The sequence below is a fragment of the Paenibacillus cisolokensis genome (genome assembly GCF_050481165.1).
Taxonomy (GTDB): domain Bacteria; phylum Bacillota; class Bacilli; order Paenibacillales; family Paenibacillaceae; genus Paenibacillus_AH; species Paenibacillus_AH cisolokensis.
Genome location: NZ_JBCNFP010000008.1, coordinates 1 through 15718, shown reverse-complemented (window position 1 = coordinate 15718; position 15718 = coordinate 1). Strand labels below are relative to the sequence as shown.

General features: G+C 59.6%; 17 protein-coding genes. 4 read left to right on the top strand and 13 right to left on the bottom strand.

Annotation, left to right across the window (positions count from 1 at the left end):
• The coding region (locus ABEV74_RS01590; RefSeq protein ID WP_430142980.1) for a hypothetical protein at nt 1-230 on the top strand (230 nt) is incomplete at its 5' end.
• Between the two features lie 73 nt (nt 231-303).
• Nucleotides 304-1683, top strand: coding sequence for a hypothetical protein (locus ABEV74_RS01585; RefSeq protein WP_430142979.1), 1380 nt, complete (start codon nt 304-306; stop codon nt 1681-1683).
• Nucleotides 1684-1693: 10 nt separating this feature from the next.
• Here ABEV74_RS01585 and alr read toward each other — a convergent pair whose 3' ends face one another.
• The 9 genes from alr to ABEV74_RS01540 form a co-directional block, all read right to left on the bottom strand.
• A complete protein-coding gene (gene alr, locus ABEV74_RS01580; protein ID WP_430142978.1) occupies nt 1694-2863 on the bottom strand; it encodes an alanine racemase in 1170 nt (389 codons plus the stop codon).
• Complete coding sequence (locus ABEV74_RS01575; protein WP_430142977.1) at nt 2860-4251, bottom strand: UDP-N-acetylmuramoyl-tripeptide--D-alanyl-D-alanine ligase; 1392 nt, start codon at nt 4249-4251, stop codon at nt 2860-2862. The genes alr and ABEV74_RS01575 overlap by 4 nt, the downstream gene beginning before the upstream one ends.
• A complete protein-coding gene (locus ABEV74_RS01570) occupies nt 4248-5345 on the bottom strand; it encodes a D-alanine--D-alanine ligase (protein WP_430142975.1) in 1098 nt (365 codons plus the stop codon). Before ABEV74_RS01570 ends, ABEV74_RS01575 begins: the two co-directional genes overlap by 4 nt.
• A 177-nt stretch (nt 5346-5522) precedes the next feature.
• Nucleotides 5523-6773 carry an ABC transporter permease gene (locus tag ABEV74_RS01565; protein WP_430142974.1) on the bottom strand — a complete coding sequence of 417 codons (1251 nt, stop codon included), beginning with the start codon at nt 6771-6773 and terminating at the stop codon, nt 5523-5525.
• Nucleotides 6770-7519, bottom strand: coding sequence for an ABC transporter ATP-binding protein (locus ABEV74_RS01560; RefSeq protein ID WP_213530319.1), 750 nt, complete (start codon nt 7517-7519; stop codon nt 6770-6772). The genes ABEV74_RS01565 and ABEV74_RS01560 overlap by 4 nt, the downstream gene beginning before the upstream one ends.
• 63 nt (nt 7520-7582) lie before the next feature.
• A complete protein-coding gene (locus tag ABEV74_RS01555) occupies nt 7583-8956 on the bottom strand; it encodes a DEAD/DEAH box helicase (RefSeq protein ID WP_430142972.1) in 1374 nt (457 codons plus the stop codon).
• Between the two features lie 72 nt (nt 8957-9028).
• Nucleotides 9029-9802, bottom strand: a complete 774-nt coding sequence (locus ABEV74_RS01550) for an SDR family NAD(P)-dependent oxidoreductase (RefSeq protein WP_062494830.1) — start codon at nt 9800-9802, stop codon at nt 9029-9031.
• A gap of 83 nt (nt 9803-9885) precedes the next feature.
• Nucleotides 9886-10347: a chemotaxis protein CheX gene (locus ABEV74_RS01545; protein ID WP_062494832.1), complete on the bottom strand. Its 462-nt coding sequence runs from the start codon at nt 10345-10347 to the stop codon at nt 9886-9888.
• 197 nt (nt 10348-10544) lie between these two features.
• Entirely contained in the window at nt 10545-11540 is a 996-nt protein-coding gene (locus ABEV74_RS01540; RefSeq protein WP_430142971.1) for an HRDC domain-containing protein, read from the bottom strand.
• Nucleotides 11541-11729: 189 nt separating this feature from the next.
• Between ABEV74_RS01540 and ABEV74_RS01535 the strand changes: the two genes are divergently transcribed.
• Together ABEV74_RS01535 and ABEV74_RS01530 are read left to right on the top strand one after the other, a co-directional pair.
• Complete coding sequence (locus ABEV74_RS01535; protein WP_213530307.1) at nt 11730-12026, top strand: DUF3055 domain-containing protein; 297 nt, start codon at nt 11730-11732, stop codon at nt 12024-12026.
• Nucleotides 12027-12087: 61 nt separating this feature from the next.
• Nucleotides 12088-12354, top strand: a complete 267-nt coding sequence (locus tag ABEV74_RS01530; protein ID WP_062494836.1) for a hypothetical protein — start codon at nt 12088-12090, stop codon at nt 12352-12354.
• A gap of 75 nt (nt 12355-12429) precedes the next feature.
• Here ABEV74_RS01530 and ABEV74_RS01525 read toward each other — a convergent pair whose 3' ends face one another.
• The 4 genes from ABEV74_RS01525 to ABEV74_RS01510 form a co-directional block, all read right to left on the bottom strand.
• Nucleotides 12430-13320 (bottom strand): 5'-3' exonuclease, encoded by an 891-nt coding sequence (locus ABEV74_RS01525; RefSeq protein ID WP_430142970.1) that lies wholly within the window; start codon nt 13318-13320, stop codon nt 12430-12432.
• Between the two features lie 30 nt (nt 13321-13350).
• Nucleotides 13351-14607, bottom strand: a complete 1257-nt coding sequence (locus ABEV74_RS01520; protein WP_430142968.1) for an aminotransferase class I/II-fold pyridoxal phosphate-dependent enzyme — start codon at nt 14605-14607, stop codon at nt 13351-13353.
• On the bottom strand, nt 14604-14963 hold the full coding sequence (locus ABEV74_RS01515) for an arsenate reductase family protein (protein WP_213530303.1): 360 nt from the start codon (nt 14961-14963) through the stop codon (nt 14604-14606). The genes ABEV74_RS01520 and ABEV74_RS01515 overlap by 4 nt, the downstream gene beginning before the upstream one ends.
• Nucleotides 14964-14987: 24 nt before the next feature.
• On the bottom strand, nt 14988-15718 hold a 731-nt coding region (locus ABEV74_RS01510), incomplete at its 5' end, for an RluA family pseudouridine synthase (RefSeq protein ID WP_430142966.1).

Genomic DNA, 15718 nt, shown 5'->3' with positions numbered 1-15718 from the left:
ACAAACTTCTTGACACTACCGCCAAGAGCGTCGGTCAGGGGCAAAAATCCTGCACTTTTGCAGTATTCCGCGCTTCAGCGGTCACCGGTGGTGGCTCGCCACTTCCATTTACCAAAGAGCGGTTACTTTTTCCTAAGACAAAAAAGAGGGGACAATCCCCAGGTCATTCAAGACCTTTGGGGATCGTCCCTTGTTTTTTTCTATTGACAACGTTCCGCCTTCGGTTGTAAGATGCATCCAATGGATTAATTCCTATTTTACTCATCGGAATTCAATTATATGGAGCATGGGGAGGAACATCATATGAGTGGGAATGTGAAAAAACGCCGGACCGCTTGGGCAAAACCGTTCATCGCCTTGTCCGTCGGCGCCGCGCTGCTGGCTTCGCCTGGTCTCGCCGTGCCGGCGGCGGCTGCAGCCGCGACCTCGGCCTATGAGGATGCGGCGGATTACAGCCTGTTTCTGGAAGAGAAATACGCCATCGATTATCAAGGCGTTGCGACGAAAGGACAATATTTGGAGTCCGTCGCCGACGTGCTTGGCGCCCGGCATTCGGGGGCGGAGGTGGCATTCCGCGATCTGAACGCCGACGACGACGTCTATCCGGCTGCCGCCGCGCTCTATGAACAGGGCGTCCTGACGGCCGATACAGTAGGCGCGGAGAAGAAGCTGACGCCCGCCGCAGCTGTCTTCGTCGCTGTCAAGGCTGCCGGCCTGCAGGAACTGGCGAATACATATCCGCAGGAGAAGATTGACCGGGCTCTTGCCAAGCTGAAGCGCAAATCCGCGGCGCTGACGCCGCAAGCGGCGAAAGAGCTTGCCGCCGCCGTCGATACCGGCCTTCTTCCCGCGGAATATTACGGTGAATTTTACGCGGGCGCCGGCCAGCCTGCCTCTCCCGAGCTGATCGAGACGCTGCTTGGCAAAATTTTAACCTTCAACGGCAAGTACAAACGTTATATCGGATACGTCAGCGACCATGACATTGTAGCGAAACTGACCGCCGCCTATGCCTCATCCGGTCTGATTGCCGCTCCCGAACTGCGCGATGCGGCCGACGCCGCGCTGAGACAAAATTTGGTGACCGGATACAACCTGAAGGATTCGCGGTTCGACCCCAACTTCGTACAGTCGCTCTCGCTCACCTACAGCCATGACAATTTGAAGCATGCGATTCAGCTGATCGGACTGCTGCGAAGCGAACATATCGACGCCAAAGTGCAGTTCGAGCCGAAAACGTCCGCCTTCATCTATCTCAAGGAATGGGGAGAGCCGCAGGAAACGGAAGATTACCGAGTCGTACAGATCGAAAACGGCAATTATATCGCATACGCCAAGGAATACGACATCAGCTTCGAGTTCGAGCGGGCGGCCGACAAAGAGAAATTCGACGCGATCGTAACGGCCTACGCGAAAAAGGACAGCGACGACGAGCCGAACCTGCTTGCCGGCTCGTGGTGGCAGCCGCTCTATTATTCGCTGACCGAGCTGGATAACTACGAAGTGATCACGAACAACAAATTTTCCGACGGCCGCTATTATGTCCAGTCGTTCTCGCTGAACGACGATGCCGCCGCCGTCGCGGAAGGCTTCCGGCGGCTGGCTCCCGACGCCAAAGCGGAGTCGTACCGGTTCTGGGTCGACAAGCCGTTCTTCCGTTACTTGAACGGAGAGTCGGAATAAGGGTAAGCCGTTATTCCCGCAAGTACACTCTCGGCACGCGGGCGGCAATCATGAGCAGCACCTGCTGCGGAATCGTGCCGATATGGCGGGCGAGATCGTCCAGGGTGACGGCCTCGTCCCGCTGTCGGCCGATCAACGTCGCTTTCGTGCCGACCGGGTAGTGCCGGGGCAGCCGGATCATCAGCTGATCCATGCAGATGTTGCCGACAATGGGAGCCCGCTCGCCGTCAACGAGCAGCTCCAGCCCCGCGTAGCCGCGGAAGCAGCCGTCCCCGTAGCCGAGCGGAACGGTCGCGATCCACTCGTCGTCCTGCGCCGTATACGAGCGATCGTATCCGATGCATTCGCCGGCGGCAACGCGCTTGACATGGATGATCGTCGTATGCAGGGACAGCGTCGGCAGCAGCGGAACGCCGTGCCTTCCCCTTACCTCTTCATCGCATGTATGAATGCCGAAGATGGAAGCGCCGACCCGCACCATGTCCATCGCATAGACCGGATCGCGCAGAGCCGCCGCGCTGTTGGCGCAATGGGCGGTTACATCGCGGTAGCCGGCTTCGTCCAGCCAACCCCTCATCTCCGCAAACCTTGCCAGCTGCTTCTCGCAATAGCCGGTGTCCGCCTGATTCGCCGTTGCGAGATGGGTGTACACCCCTTTCACGTCGATGCCGCCGGCCGCAAGCAAAGGCAGCATTTCCTCGAACTCGCGCTTCGTACGGATGCCGATACGTCCCATGCCGGTGTCCATCTTGATATGAACGGGCAGCGGCTTCGGCGACGTCCGGCTCTCCCGCATGTCGCGCAGCCATTCCGCTTGAAAGACGGGAACCGCAATTTGATGCTCGGCGGCGATATCCGCTTCCCGCGGCGCAATCGGACCGAGCGTCAAGATCGGGACATCGATGCCGTTTTGACGCAGACGGACGGCTTCGTCCAGCCGGCTGACCGCGAGTTCGTCCGCTCCCGCCCGGATCGCTGCGGCCGCTGCCTGAACCGCTCCGTGGCCGTAACCGTCCGCCTTGACGACCGCCATCATTTTGCATCCTGCGGGCAAGCGGCTGCGGATCGTCCGAGCGTTCCGCTCAATCCGGTCCAGATGAACTTCCGCCCAAGTCTGATAGGAAAGCTCGACGCCTTTCGATCTATTTTCCACGGTTTTCACGGTTTTCACGGCTTTCACGGCGCCCCCAGCTCCTCCCGAAGCGTCTCGATCGGCTGCTCCAGCTGCAGCGAGCGCGACCCTTTGATCAGCACGATGCAATCGTCCGAGACCGCCTCCTTCAATTGCGAAACCAGCTGCGCGTGATCGAGACAGACCGTGACCCGATCCTCCGGAAAATGCTTTCTTGCCTCTTCGGCGATGAGACGGGACATCGAACCGACGGTGAACAGCCGGTCGATCCGCGAAGGATCGAGCTCGGCGCCGATTTCCCGATGGAACGCTTCCGTTTCTTCCCCCAGCTCGACCATATCCCCGAGCACGACGATTTTGCGTTTATGCGCCGGCATGGCATAAAGCGTGTCAAGCGCGGCCCGGACGCTGGTCGGATTGGACTTGTAGACGTCGTTAATGACCGTGAAGCCGCCGATCCGGATCGGCTCGTTGCGCATGCCTGTCGCTTCGACATGACGCAAAGCCCGCCTGATGTTGTCATAAGAGACGCCAAAGTGACGGGCCGCGGCGATCGCCGCCAGCGCGTTGATCATCTGATGCTTGCCCAGCAGGTTCAAATACAGCTCCGGACATGCCGGATCGGATATCGTAAAGGCGATGCCGCGCTCGTCGGGCGTATAGGCAAGGGGATGCCAATCATGCTGCTCCGATTGGCCGAACGACACCATCCGGCAGGCGACATTTTTATGCGCCAGTCGCTCGAGGAGCAGCGGGTTGTCCGCATTGTAGACGAACAGCCCGTCCGGCTTCAAACTTCCGGCGATTTCCAGCTTCGCCTCCGCAATATCCTCCCGCGTCGGCAAGTCGCCCAGATGCACTTCGCTCACGCTCGTAATGATGGCGACGTCGGGCTGCGCCATCGCGGATAGCGCGGCAATCTCGCCGAGTCCGGACATGCCCATCTCCACGACGGCCATCTCGGTATCTTCGTCCAGCCGCAGCAAAGTAAGCGGAACGCCGAGGTGATTGTTCAGGTTGCCGATCGTCTTCTGCGTCCGGTATGTCGTGCCGAGTATGGCGGCGAGAATGTCTTTGGTCGACGTCTTGCCGTTGCTGCCGGTAATGCCGATCACTTTCGTCTTGAGCTGGCTCCGGTACGCTTGCGCCAAACGTCCGAGCGCTTTCACCGTATCGTCGACGTACAGCAGCGGCAGATGGGCGGGCGGATCGGGCTCGTCCTTCTGCCAGAGCGCTGCGGCCGCTCCTTTCCGGAACGCTTCGGCCGCATATTCGTGACCGTTGAAGCGCGGGCCCTGAATCGGGACGAACAGATTGTCCCGCAGGATGCTGCGGGTATCGATCGACACGCCCTTTACGACAGTCCGGCCGGCATCCCCGGCCGGCGCTTCCGCGCCGATCATGCCGGCGATCTGTTCGATTGTCCGTTCCATCATACGTCTTCCCTCCCATAGCGGATTTTGCGCTTCTGTTCATGCCGTTCGAGCGCCAGCCCGATCAGCTTGTCGATCAGTTCGGCATAGGTCGTGCCGTCGGTTTTCTCCCACAGCGCCGGAAACATGCTGATCGGCGTAAATCCCGGCAGCGTGTTGACTTCGTTCAAATAGATTTCCCCTTGATCCGTCACGAAAAAGTCGATCCGCATAAGCCCGCTGCCGTCAAGGAGCCGGTACGCTTGCAGCGCGTATTCGCGCAGTTGCTCGCGGAGACTACCGGCCAATTGCGCCGGTATGCGCTGTACCAGGTTTCCGGCCTCATATTTTTTGTAATAATCGAAGAAGCCGGGTTCTCTTGCAAACTCGCCTGCAACCGAGCAGATCGGCCGATCGTTGCCGAGAACGGCCAGCTGCACCTCCCGTCCGGCCGCTTCCTTCTCGATGATGATTTTCCGGTCATAACGGAAGGCGTGGCCGATCGCCAGCAGCAGCTCGTCCCGATCGGCGCAGCGGCGGATGCCGATGCTCGAGCCGAGGTTCGCCGGCTTGACGTAGCAAGGATAGCCGATCGTACGTTCCAGCGCATCGCAGCATGCCGTTTCCCGCTGCTCCCATTCATGGCGGAGCAATTGCTCATATTCGACTTGCGGGATGCCCGCTCCGGTCAAAATCCGTTTCATCATCACTTTGTCCATGCCCGCAGCCGACGCCAGGACGCCGTTGCCTACATAAGGGACATCGGCGAGCTCCAGCATTCCCTGCAGCGTACCGTCTTCCCCGCAAGTGCCGTGAATGACCGGGAACACAAGATGCGGCCCGTTTTCGGCAAGACGCCGGGTCAACCAGTTCCCCATGGAAGCCGCGGCATTGCCGTCGGCCGGTCCCGCTTCCGTTTCCAGCTCGGCTGTGCTTGCCAGCGCGTGGTCGAGCCGCGGAAGCATGCGCCATATCCCATGTCTCGTAATGTAGACCGGGTAAACGTTGTATTTTCGCTTGTCCATTCGGTTCAGCACATTGAGCGCCGTCTTGAGCGACACTTCATGTTCGGCGGATTTCCCGCCGTAGACGACATGCACATTCAATATCTCGTTCATCGCCAATTCCTTGCTTTCCATTCCATATTTTGTTCGACCTCTGTCCAATATGGTGAAGGGAAAAAGTTAATTGCGAGATAAAAAAAGCTGAAGAAAATCATAGAAAAGGTTAATAAAAAAGAAAGAAACGCGGCTAACCGCATACGGTTAAGCCGCGTGACGACGCGCATTTTCCGGTTAATCGGACAGGCTGTCCGATTCCGCCGCTATTTTCCGTTTCAGCCTCCCCGGCCGGATAAGCAGGATGTACAGCTCGGCCAGAGCAAGCGGCGCAAATGCTTGAGCGAAAAGCTTCTGGGGCAACAGAACGAACGCCGCCGGGAGCCAAAGCAGGACGCTAGCCGCCACCATCGCGGCGCGATCGACGGCCAGCAGCGAACGAATCCGATCGGCGGCGGGCAGCGGGTAAACATGCCGCCAGACGGTATGGCGGTGCACCAGGGGCAAAGTGCCGACCTGCATGCCGATCATCCCGACAAAGGCAAAATATACGGCCGCCGCCAACCAGCCGCCGAGCCATTCGCCGCTTCCGAACACGACAATGGCCGACGCCCCCACAAGAACGAGGCGAATGACGATTCCTCCGATTTCCGTACGAATGAACGTATGCGCGTAAAGATAAACGAAGGCGGTGTCCGGACGGTAGGGCACCCGTTTCGTGATCCAGGACAGGTAACGTCTCGGCGCTGCCGGCGAATCTAACGTCGGAACGTCGATGAACATGCTGAAAAAAGCGTAGTATCTCCGTATCGTCCGCCTTTCCTCGGCAATGAGCCGTTCCCACGGAAAGCGAAACCGCTGCGCCAGCTTGACGGCCAGCATGCCCGTTGCGCAGGCCAAAGCCGCAAACAGCCACGCTTTCCAGGGCTTCTGCACGAGAAAAAGGGCAATGGCCGCCGCCGTCAAAGTCCAGCGCAGCAGGCGGCTGACGCGGCGGGCGGCCGGCCACGCCATCCGCCGCTCCTGCCAGGCGACCGCCGCATTCGCCGCTTTCATCGCCGGTAGCGCCGCGGCAAGCGTCCAGACTCCGCTCATGCCCGGGCCATGGCGATAAATCGGCCAGTACAGCGCGAGTCCGATAAGCGCAAGCAGCGCGCCGGGGATCAGGTTATAGATCGCGGATTTCGCTATATATTCGCCCATTTCCGCTTCCCGCCTGGAAAGAAAGACGATGTCGGGCGGCCGCAGCCACGTGCGTAAAGGGCTCCAGCTGACGAGCGGCGTGAACAGGACAACGCCGATCGTCGCGAACGGGAAATCCGGCGGCACTTGCTCCAGAAGCTGCATATAACCGATAGAAGCGACGATGAGAAGCAGGACGAACACGGCGGGAAAACCGCTCATCGACATATACCGGAAATACGGCCGTGTTTCGCGCGCGAATGCGACGAATCGGGCGTTCCATATCGCCGCAAGCGACCGTTTCATCGGGATGCCCCTTCCGTCACCAGCTTGAAGAACGCGTCCTCCAGCGAAGCCCCGCGCATGCCCGCCGCTTCCTGAATATCATTCAATCCCCCTTGCGCCGCAATTCGGCCGTGATGCAGCACGACATACCGGTCGCAGTACGCCTCCACGGTCGACAAAATATGGGAACTCATCAAAATCGCCGCTCCCCGCCTTTTCACTTCGACGAGGCGCTCGAGCAGCGAGCGAATGCCGAGCGGGTCCAGACCGAGGAACGGTTCATCGATAATATACAGCGCCGGCTCCGCCAGAAGCGCATTCATAATCATGACCTTCTGTTTCATACCCTTCGACAGATGGGAAGCGAACGCGCCCCGCTTCGCCTCCATCTGGAACTGCCCGATCAGCTCGGCGCTTCTCGCCTCGTAATCGCGTTCGCCGATACCGTAAGCCATTCCGGTCAGCCTGAGATGCTCCTCCACCGTCAGTTCATCGAACAGCACCGGCGTTTCCGGCACATACGCAAAGGCGGCGCGATACGACTCGGGCTGCTCGTCCAGCGTACGTCCCTTGACCTTGATCGAGCCTTTATGCGGCCTCATAAGGCCGAGAATATGCTTGATAGTCGTACTTTTGCCGGCGCCGTTCAGCCCGATCAGACCGATCATTTCACCCGCATTGACCCGAAACGATATGTCGTGCAGGACCGGACGCCGCGGGCTGTATCCGCCTGTCAAATGTTCGATGTCCAATACCGGCTCCGTCACGATCGTCACCCCGCTTTTACCATTTGCTTTCGTCTGCGTTTGTTGCGATCCTTCGCCGTCCGTCTAGCTTTCGCCCTGGCGCTTCGATTTCAGCCATCGAGGCGCGCCTTTGTCTTTGCGATCGCGATCGCGATCGCGCTTCTGCTTCTCCTTCGCCTTCGACGGCGCGGCGGACTTCGGAACCGTTCCGGCACGCGCGTTCCCGGCCGGCTTCGGACCGACCGCGCCTCCACGCGCTTCCCCGGCCAGCTTCCGAACCGCGCCTCCGCGCGCTTCCCCGGCCGCCCCGCCCCGCCTCGACCCGCGCACCTCGGGATCGTTCGGCTTCCACAGCCTGCCTTTATAGATCACCCGTTCCTCCAGCCCGATTCCGAGCTGCTTGCCGAACTTGTCCATAATGAACCGCTCCTGCGGCGTAATGACCGTTACGACCGTTCCCGGTTTCCCCATTCGTCCGGTACGGCCGGCCCGGTGTATATATCGGTCGGCATCGAGCGCCGGATCGATCTGCACGACGAGCGGCAGCCCTTCGATATCGAGTCCGCGGGCGGCGACGTCCGTGGCAAGCAGCAGGCGGCAGCGGCCGGACCGAAAACGTTCCAGCGTCGCCGCCCGCTTCTGCTTGTCCGCGTCGCCGTACAGTGTTTCGACTGTAAACCCTTCGAATCTGAGCTTCGCTTCCCAATTGGCGATCTCGTTGGTGTTGTTGAGAAACAACAGCGCCGAGGACGGCCGCAGCGCATGGAGCAAGCGGCGGACCGTATCAGGCTTGTCGCGTTTGTCGCTTATGACATACCAGTGATCGACGCCGGCCGCCACCCGCTGCTTGGGATCGATATCGATCCGCACAGGGTCGTTCATCCATTGTCTTTCCACCTCGGCCATCGGACCAGGAAGCGTCGCCGAGAAGAAAGCGATCTGCCGATCCCGCAGCATCGCTCCGAACAGCGCTTCGACTTCCTTCGGCGATCCGAGCGCGAATACCTGATCGGCTTCGTCTACGACGACCGCCCGCACTTCGTGCAGCTTCAGCTTCCGAATCGTCACCAGTTCGTACAATCTGCCGGGAGTGCCGATAACCAGTTGCGGATGCGTCTTCAACCGCTCCACCTGGCGGCTCAACGAAGCCCCGCCGATAAGCGGCAGCGCGCGAATGCCGAGCGGCTTTCCGTACCGTTCCGCCACGCGTACGATCTGCATCGCCAGCTCCTGCGTAGGCGATATGACGACGGCCTGCGGTACGGGACGGGCCGGATCGATCTTCTCCAGCAAGGGAAGCAGATACGCCAGCGTTTTACCCGTTCCCGTTCCTGAACGCGCCGTCACATCGCGGCCTGCCAGCAGCGGCGGCAGCGCTTCGCGCTGAACGGGCGTCGGCTCGCCGAGTCCCTCTTCTTCCAGCTGCTGTGCCAATCGCTGCCGAATCCCCAGTTTCATCCATTCACCTGACATAATATCCCTCAATTCTCGTTGCCGTATCGTTCTAATCTTGGACTGCTGCTTGGACTGCTACTTTCGGTTCAACCATCGTCCCGCCAACCGGTCGGCCAGACGCGGAAACAGCTGATACAGCCTGATGCCCGCAGCCGCTATCCCCGGCAAGTCCTTTTCGGCCTTGCGGCGCTCGATCACGCGTACGATCTCGTCCGCGACCCGCTCCGGCGTCATCATCAGCCAGCGCACATTGTTCACGTATTGGCCGCCGGGATCGGCCTGCTCGAAGAAAGGCGTATCGATCGGTCCCGGATTGACAGCCGATACCGCAATACCGCTGCCCCGAAGCTCCATGCGCAGCGCATTGGTCAGTCCGAGAACCGCATGCTTGGAGGCGCTGTAGCCGGTCGATTTGGGCGTGGCGATCTTGCCCGCCATCGAGGCCACGTTCACGATATGCCCTTCCCCGCGGGCCGTCATGTAGGGCAGAACCGCCTTCGTGCAGCGCACGACGCCCATATAATTCGTGTCCATCATCTCTTCGAAATGGCGCAGCGGCGCGTCCGCGAACGGCTCGAACCGGCCGAAGCCCGCATTGTTGAGCAGAACGTCGATCCGGCCGTATCGCGCGATGACCCGACCGACCGTTTCCTCCACCTGCGCCTGATTTGTAACGTCCAGTATGTAAAAGGCGCAGTCATTCCCGATCTCCTTGACGACCTGCTCGAGGCGGCCGGCATTTCGTCCGGTCAGCACCGGCACCGCTCCCTTGCGGGCCAGACGCCTCGCCGTCTCGGCGCCGATGCCGCTGGAAGCGCCTGTAATGAGCACGATTTTTCCTTTCAACATCGCCATCACCTGTTCCAAGTGTACTTCAAAACGGTTTTCCGCGCAAAAAAAAGAGGCCTCCCGGTGGAGAAGCCGCTTTTCTGTCAAGACGCGATCAGAACTTGAATATCGAGCTCGCCGATGCCCTCCATGATCAGCGGAACGGTCATCGCTTTTTGATGCCGGAATGCCGTCGATTGGGCGGCGCTCAGCACTTGCGGAGGCGTAATATCGACCTCGACGCCCTGGTTGTACAGGATGGTGCTGGCATTTCCGCCAATCATGTTTCCAAGCTCCGAAATGGCGCTTCTTCCGATTTCGTCCAGTTCGGAAACGGCGAATCCGCCCATCATGGCGGATACGATGCGCAGCGCCACTTCTTTGTTCAAACCGAGCATAATATCGCCGTTCAATTGTCCGTTCAAGCCGATATGAACCCAGATATCATTTTCGACATATAAAATATCTTTCAAGCCCAATTTGCCTGTGGCCGGCCTGATGCGCACGATCTGTTCGATGACGATTTTGGCAGACTCGAGAAACGGATTGATGTACTCGGCTTTCACAAGATTCTCCCCTTATGTCCGGTTTCACATATTGTCTGCCCCAATTATAACGGATGGTTTAGGACAAGTATACTAATCGAAACAGGATTGATTCTTTAGAACTAATTCTTTAATAGAACTAATATGATTCTAAAGTCCCTGTATTGCAATAGTAAAAATCGTCCGGATGATCGGCAGAGCCGGCACAGGTCCGCAGCCTAAATCGCTTCCTCCTTCCCCTCACGCCGAAAGCGGATGCGGATGAGCCGCAGACGGTCGTACATGATGTCCAGCGGTTTGCCTGCCGCGCCTTCTTCGCCGTAAACCCGATGCAGTACCGGCTTCAAGTAACGGTCGCCGATCGAACCGAGCGCTTCCCATACTTGCCGCTGCTCTTCTTCCGGCATGCCGGCCAGTTCCCGGGCGACAAGCGGCTCCAGGTCATAGCCCTCGCGCTCCAGCTGCTCGATTCGCTCCATCAGCTCGCGGCGCGGAATATCAAGCTTCGCCGCCAGCTCGTCCAGCGTGCTTCCTTCCCGTATTCCTTCCAATATCCGCCGTTTCTCCTGGTGGCGGTCCATCTGCTGCTTGAATTTGCTCTGCTTCTGCCTGTACCGCCATGCCGAGAGCGTGTCGGCGTCGATCTCGTCCGCCACCCAGTCGAGCGGGAACGGCTTCCGCTGTTCGTATTTGACCGTCAGCTTCAGCACCTCCGCGCCGTATGCGGATTGCTTCGCCTCTCCCCAGCCGGGAATTTGCATCAGTTCTTCCGCCGTATGGGGCACGAAGGCGCTGATCATCCACAACATCCGGTTATTGGCGATGAGATAGGCGGATTTCTTCTCGGCGGCCGCTCTGGCCCGCCGCCATTCCCGAAGCTCGTCGAACAACTCCTTGTCCGCATGCATCTCCCCATAGCACTGCAGCAGACTGACTTTGCTTCCGGCATAGGCGCGCCGTTCGTCCAGCATTCCGTCAATGACGGGCGTATAGCCTTGCACCATGCGTCCGGCCACGCCATGCCGGAAGGCCATGAGCATTTCTTCCCACGACGGGCCTTCGTACCAGGTTTCAACCGGCTTCTGCTGCATGTCCTCTTCCTCCGTCCATTGAACGGCCCATATCCCTTCCCGTTCGCAGATGGACAGATACGCACAGCGGACCCGGCTGTCCCCGAGCTGTCTCTCAAACGTATTCAAAAACACGAAATTCATTCGCAAAGCACCTCCGGTGCGATTATTCCGAATGTCGAACGCAAAAAAGCACCCCTTCTGCAAAACAGCAAAAGAGGTGCTTCCTCACGAACGAATATTCGGTTAATTCCATGCTATCACGATCGCCGCTTTATGGCAAGTGTATTCTTGTGTATAATAAAGCGAAAACGACGATGCGGAGGTCTGGCCATGATACTGCCCGATTATGATTTTATGTCCGACAGCACGGAGGAGACGTCTACCCGATTCGTTACCTTTATCGGGCCCAGTCTGAAGCGGTTCGACCTGGCGATCACGACGACAAACCGGTTTTACGGCAAAAAGCTGGTGACCGATCTGCAGGCCGGCAAGACGGCGATCATCGGTCCCGACGATCTCGAAGAAGAAGGATATTTGGAATATACGTTCAACCTGACCGAAGAAGAAGCGCAGGAATTATCGCAATTTTTGTATTTGGTGGTCGGAACGGTGAATTTTACCGATTAATCCGGGGAAGCTAACAGCGTAAACCGGCCCTTGCAAGGCCGGCATGACGTGGAGGTGTCCCATGGACGGTTTCAAAGATGAAAACCGCAAGCGATATACCGATCTGTCCACGGTAGAGTCCCAGCGCAACGATCTGACGGCGGAGGAATTTCCGGAAGGGGCGTATGAGTCGCCGCTGCCGACCGAAACGCTCGGCAAAAGCAAACCGTGGCGGATCGATCAGCGGAGCGCCAATCCGTTCGGATACGAGAATCGCCAATTGCACGACGGCATGGAACGGCAGTATCCGGACGACGACTCCGCTCCGAAAACAGAGGAAGAGCCCTAACGGAACGAAAAAGACAACGCGAGGCATCGGACAGCCCCGGCGTTGTCTTTTTCGTTTGTTTCCGATCATAACCATTTATACGATCAGCTTCGCCAATCCTCCGAATTCGAGCTCCTCGAACTTGCGTTCGACAGCGTTCCGGTCGACAGCCCAGAGACAATCGCGCAGCTCCAGCGATACCGGCACATTGCACCGGATCGTCGCCAATTTGCGCGACAGATGGAGCATGTCCAGGTCCGCTTCGATTTTGGCGCGCACCGATCCGGACAGCTCATGCAGCCGCTCCAGCAGCCCTTCCACCGACTCATACTGCCGGATCAACTTGAGCGCCGTCTTCTCGCCGATCCCCCGAACGCCGGGATAATTGTCGCTGGCATCTCCCATCAGCGCCTTCACATCGATAATTTGCCGCGGCGTCAGCTGACGTTCCTCCATCAGCGTCTGCGGCGTATAGACCTTATAATTGCCCTGCCCCTTCATCATCAAGACGACGGCAATCCGGTCGTCGACGAGCTGCAGCAAATCCTGGTCGCCCGTCAGCACGAACACGTCAGCCGTCGGACAGTGGCGCCTCGCCAGCGTGCCGATGCAATCGTCCGCCTCGAACCCGGCATACTCGACATTCGGGACGCCGAAGCTTTCCACCACTTCCTTAACGAGATCGAATTGCGGCACTAGATCGATCGGCGCTTCCGGCCGGTTCATCTTATAATCCGCAAACTGCTCCGAACGGAACGTGCCGCCTCCCGTATCCCAGCAGCAGGCGACATGCGTCGGCCGAAACGTGCCGACCGCGTTCATGAAATATCGGACAAAGCCGTGCACCGCATTGACCGGCACCCCTGTGCTCGTCCGCCGTATGCCGCCGGCATAGGCGGTCGCGTAATAGGCGCGGAACAGAATGGCCATGCCGTCAACAAGCAACAGCCGGTTTGCGAACGGATCTTCCGGCTTCCCATCATTCATTGCTATTTCCCCTCTCCCCATCATGCGGCGCTATCGTACGCGGTTGCGGATAAACGCTCCGATCCGGCGCGCGGCTTCCGCAAGCCGTTCCGGCTCCTCCACGAGCGCAATGCGAACGTAACCTTCTCCTTCCCGGCCGAAGGCGTCTCCCGGAATGACGGCTACGCCCGTCTCCTCCAGCATTTCCTTGGCGATAACCCGCGACGTCCGGCGGTCTCCGGTTTCTTCGCCGCGGAACGGCAGCGGCGCCCATACGAACATCGTCGCTTTCGGGGCGGGCACGTCCCAGCCCTCGGCTCTCAGCTGCCGCAAAAAGGCGTTTCTTCGCCGCTCGTAGATTTCCGAAACGCCCGGACGGCCGGCTTCCAGCGCCGCAATGCCTTCCTTCAGCGCGGCAATTCCGGCCTCCTGCACCGCTTCGAATACGCCGTAATCGATATTGGCCTTCAATTCCTTCAGCGCGCCGACCGCCCCCGCATTGCCGGCAAGAAAGCCGATGCGGCAGCCGGCCATGTTGAAGCTTTTGGACAGCGAATGAAATTCGACCGCAATGTCGGCCGCGCCGGGCACTTCCAAGATGCTCGGCGGCCGGTAGCCGTCGAAGCCCATTTCCGAATAGGCCAGATCGTGCACGATCAGCACGCCGTGCTTGCGCGCCAGCGCCGCCGCACGTTCGAAGAACGTGAGATCGGCCGTGGCGGCAACCGGATTCGCCGGAAAATTGAGCAGCATGAACTTGGCCTTCCGCCAGATGTTGCCTGGCACGGCGTCCAAATCCGGCAGGAAGCCGTTATCTGCCCGCAACGGCAAAAAATAAGGCGTAACGCCGGCCAGCGCGAGCGATGCCGCATAGATCGGATAGCCCGGATCGGGCACAAGCGCCACATCGCCGGGATCGGTTACCGCGAGCGCCAAATGGGCAAGGCCGTCCTGGGACCCCATCAGCGTCAGCAATTCGCGCTCCGGATCGACCGTTACGCCGAATCTTCGCTGCATCCATTCGGCAGCCTGCCGGCGAAAGGCAATGCTGCCTGCCGATGACGGATAGCCGTAAGCATCCGTCCGCAGCGCGGCTGCGGCAAGCGTCTCCCGGACCGAGTCCGTCGGCGGACGGTCCGGGCTGCCGATGCCAAGGTCGATCAAGTCGAGCCCCTTGCGCAAAGCTTCCGCTTTCCAGCCCGCGACCTCGGCAAAAATGGAGGAGCCGAGCTGCGGCAGACGGCTGGAGCGCCACCGGCCTTGCGCAGCGTCCTCGCCTGCGGACGCGTTAGTCAGCCGCTCGCTCATTTGCTCCACACCTTCGAGAACTCGTCTTCCTTGAAGCCGACGGTTGCCCTAGCGCCGTCCGTTACGATCGGCCGTTTGACCAGCATGCCGTTGGAGGCGAGCAGCTTGAGCTGCTCCTGTTCCGTCATGCCGGGCAGCTTGTCCTTCAAGCCGAGCGATTTGTACACTTCTCCGGACGTATTGAACAGCTTTTTCACTTCCAGACCGCTCATAGCGGCTACCTTCCGCAGCTCCTCCGCCGTCGGCGGATCCTCGACGATATGCCGCAGCTCCAGTTGATGCCCCTGCTCCTGCAGCCATTTGACCGCTTTGCGGCAGGTGCCGCATTTCGGGTAATGAATAACTTGCAGTTTCATTCGTATCAGCACTCCTTACAAAATCTACGGCGAGTCGGCCGGCGAGTCGGCCGGTGCGTTGGCCGGCGAGTCGGCCGGCGAGTCGGCCGGTGCGTTGGCCGGCACGTCGTTGGCTTGCCGCAACCGCGACTCAAGCGCAGCCAGCTCCGGCGGCAAGGGCGACGTCCATTCCATCCGCTCCCGTCTGACGGGATGGAGCAAGCCGAGCGTCTCCGCATGCAGCGCCTGGCGGCCGGCCGCTTCCTCCCATCCGGGAACTTTGCGTCCTTCTTCCGGTCCATACATTCCATCCCCGATAAGCGGACAGCCGATATGCTTCATATGCACGCGAATTTGGTGCGTGCGCCCCGTCTCCAGCCGCAGTCTGACCATCGCCGCCAGCCCGCCGCCGAATATCTCCTCGGTCGCGTAATGCGTGACGGACGGGTAGCCCTCCGGAAGCACGGTTCGCACATGCGGCATGCCCGGCGTCCGTCCGATCGGCGCATCGACGGTGCCTGCCGGCGGATCCGGAACGCCGTATACGTAAGCGCGGTACACTTTGCGAATCGTGCCGTTCCGGTGCTGCTCCGACAATTGCTGGTGCACATACGGATTTTTGGCAATCGCGATCAGCCCCGACGTATGCTCGTCCAGCCGGTTAACCGGACGGAAGCGGACGATCTCGCCGCGCTTCTGCCAATGATGGACGACGCCGCCCGCCAGCGTCCCGGTGTAATGGCCGTGCGTCGGATGAACGATAAGACCGGCCGGCT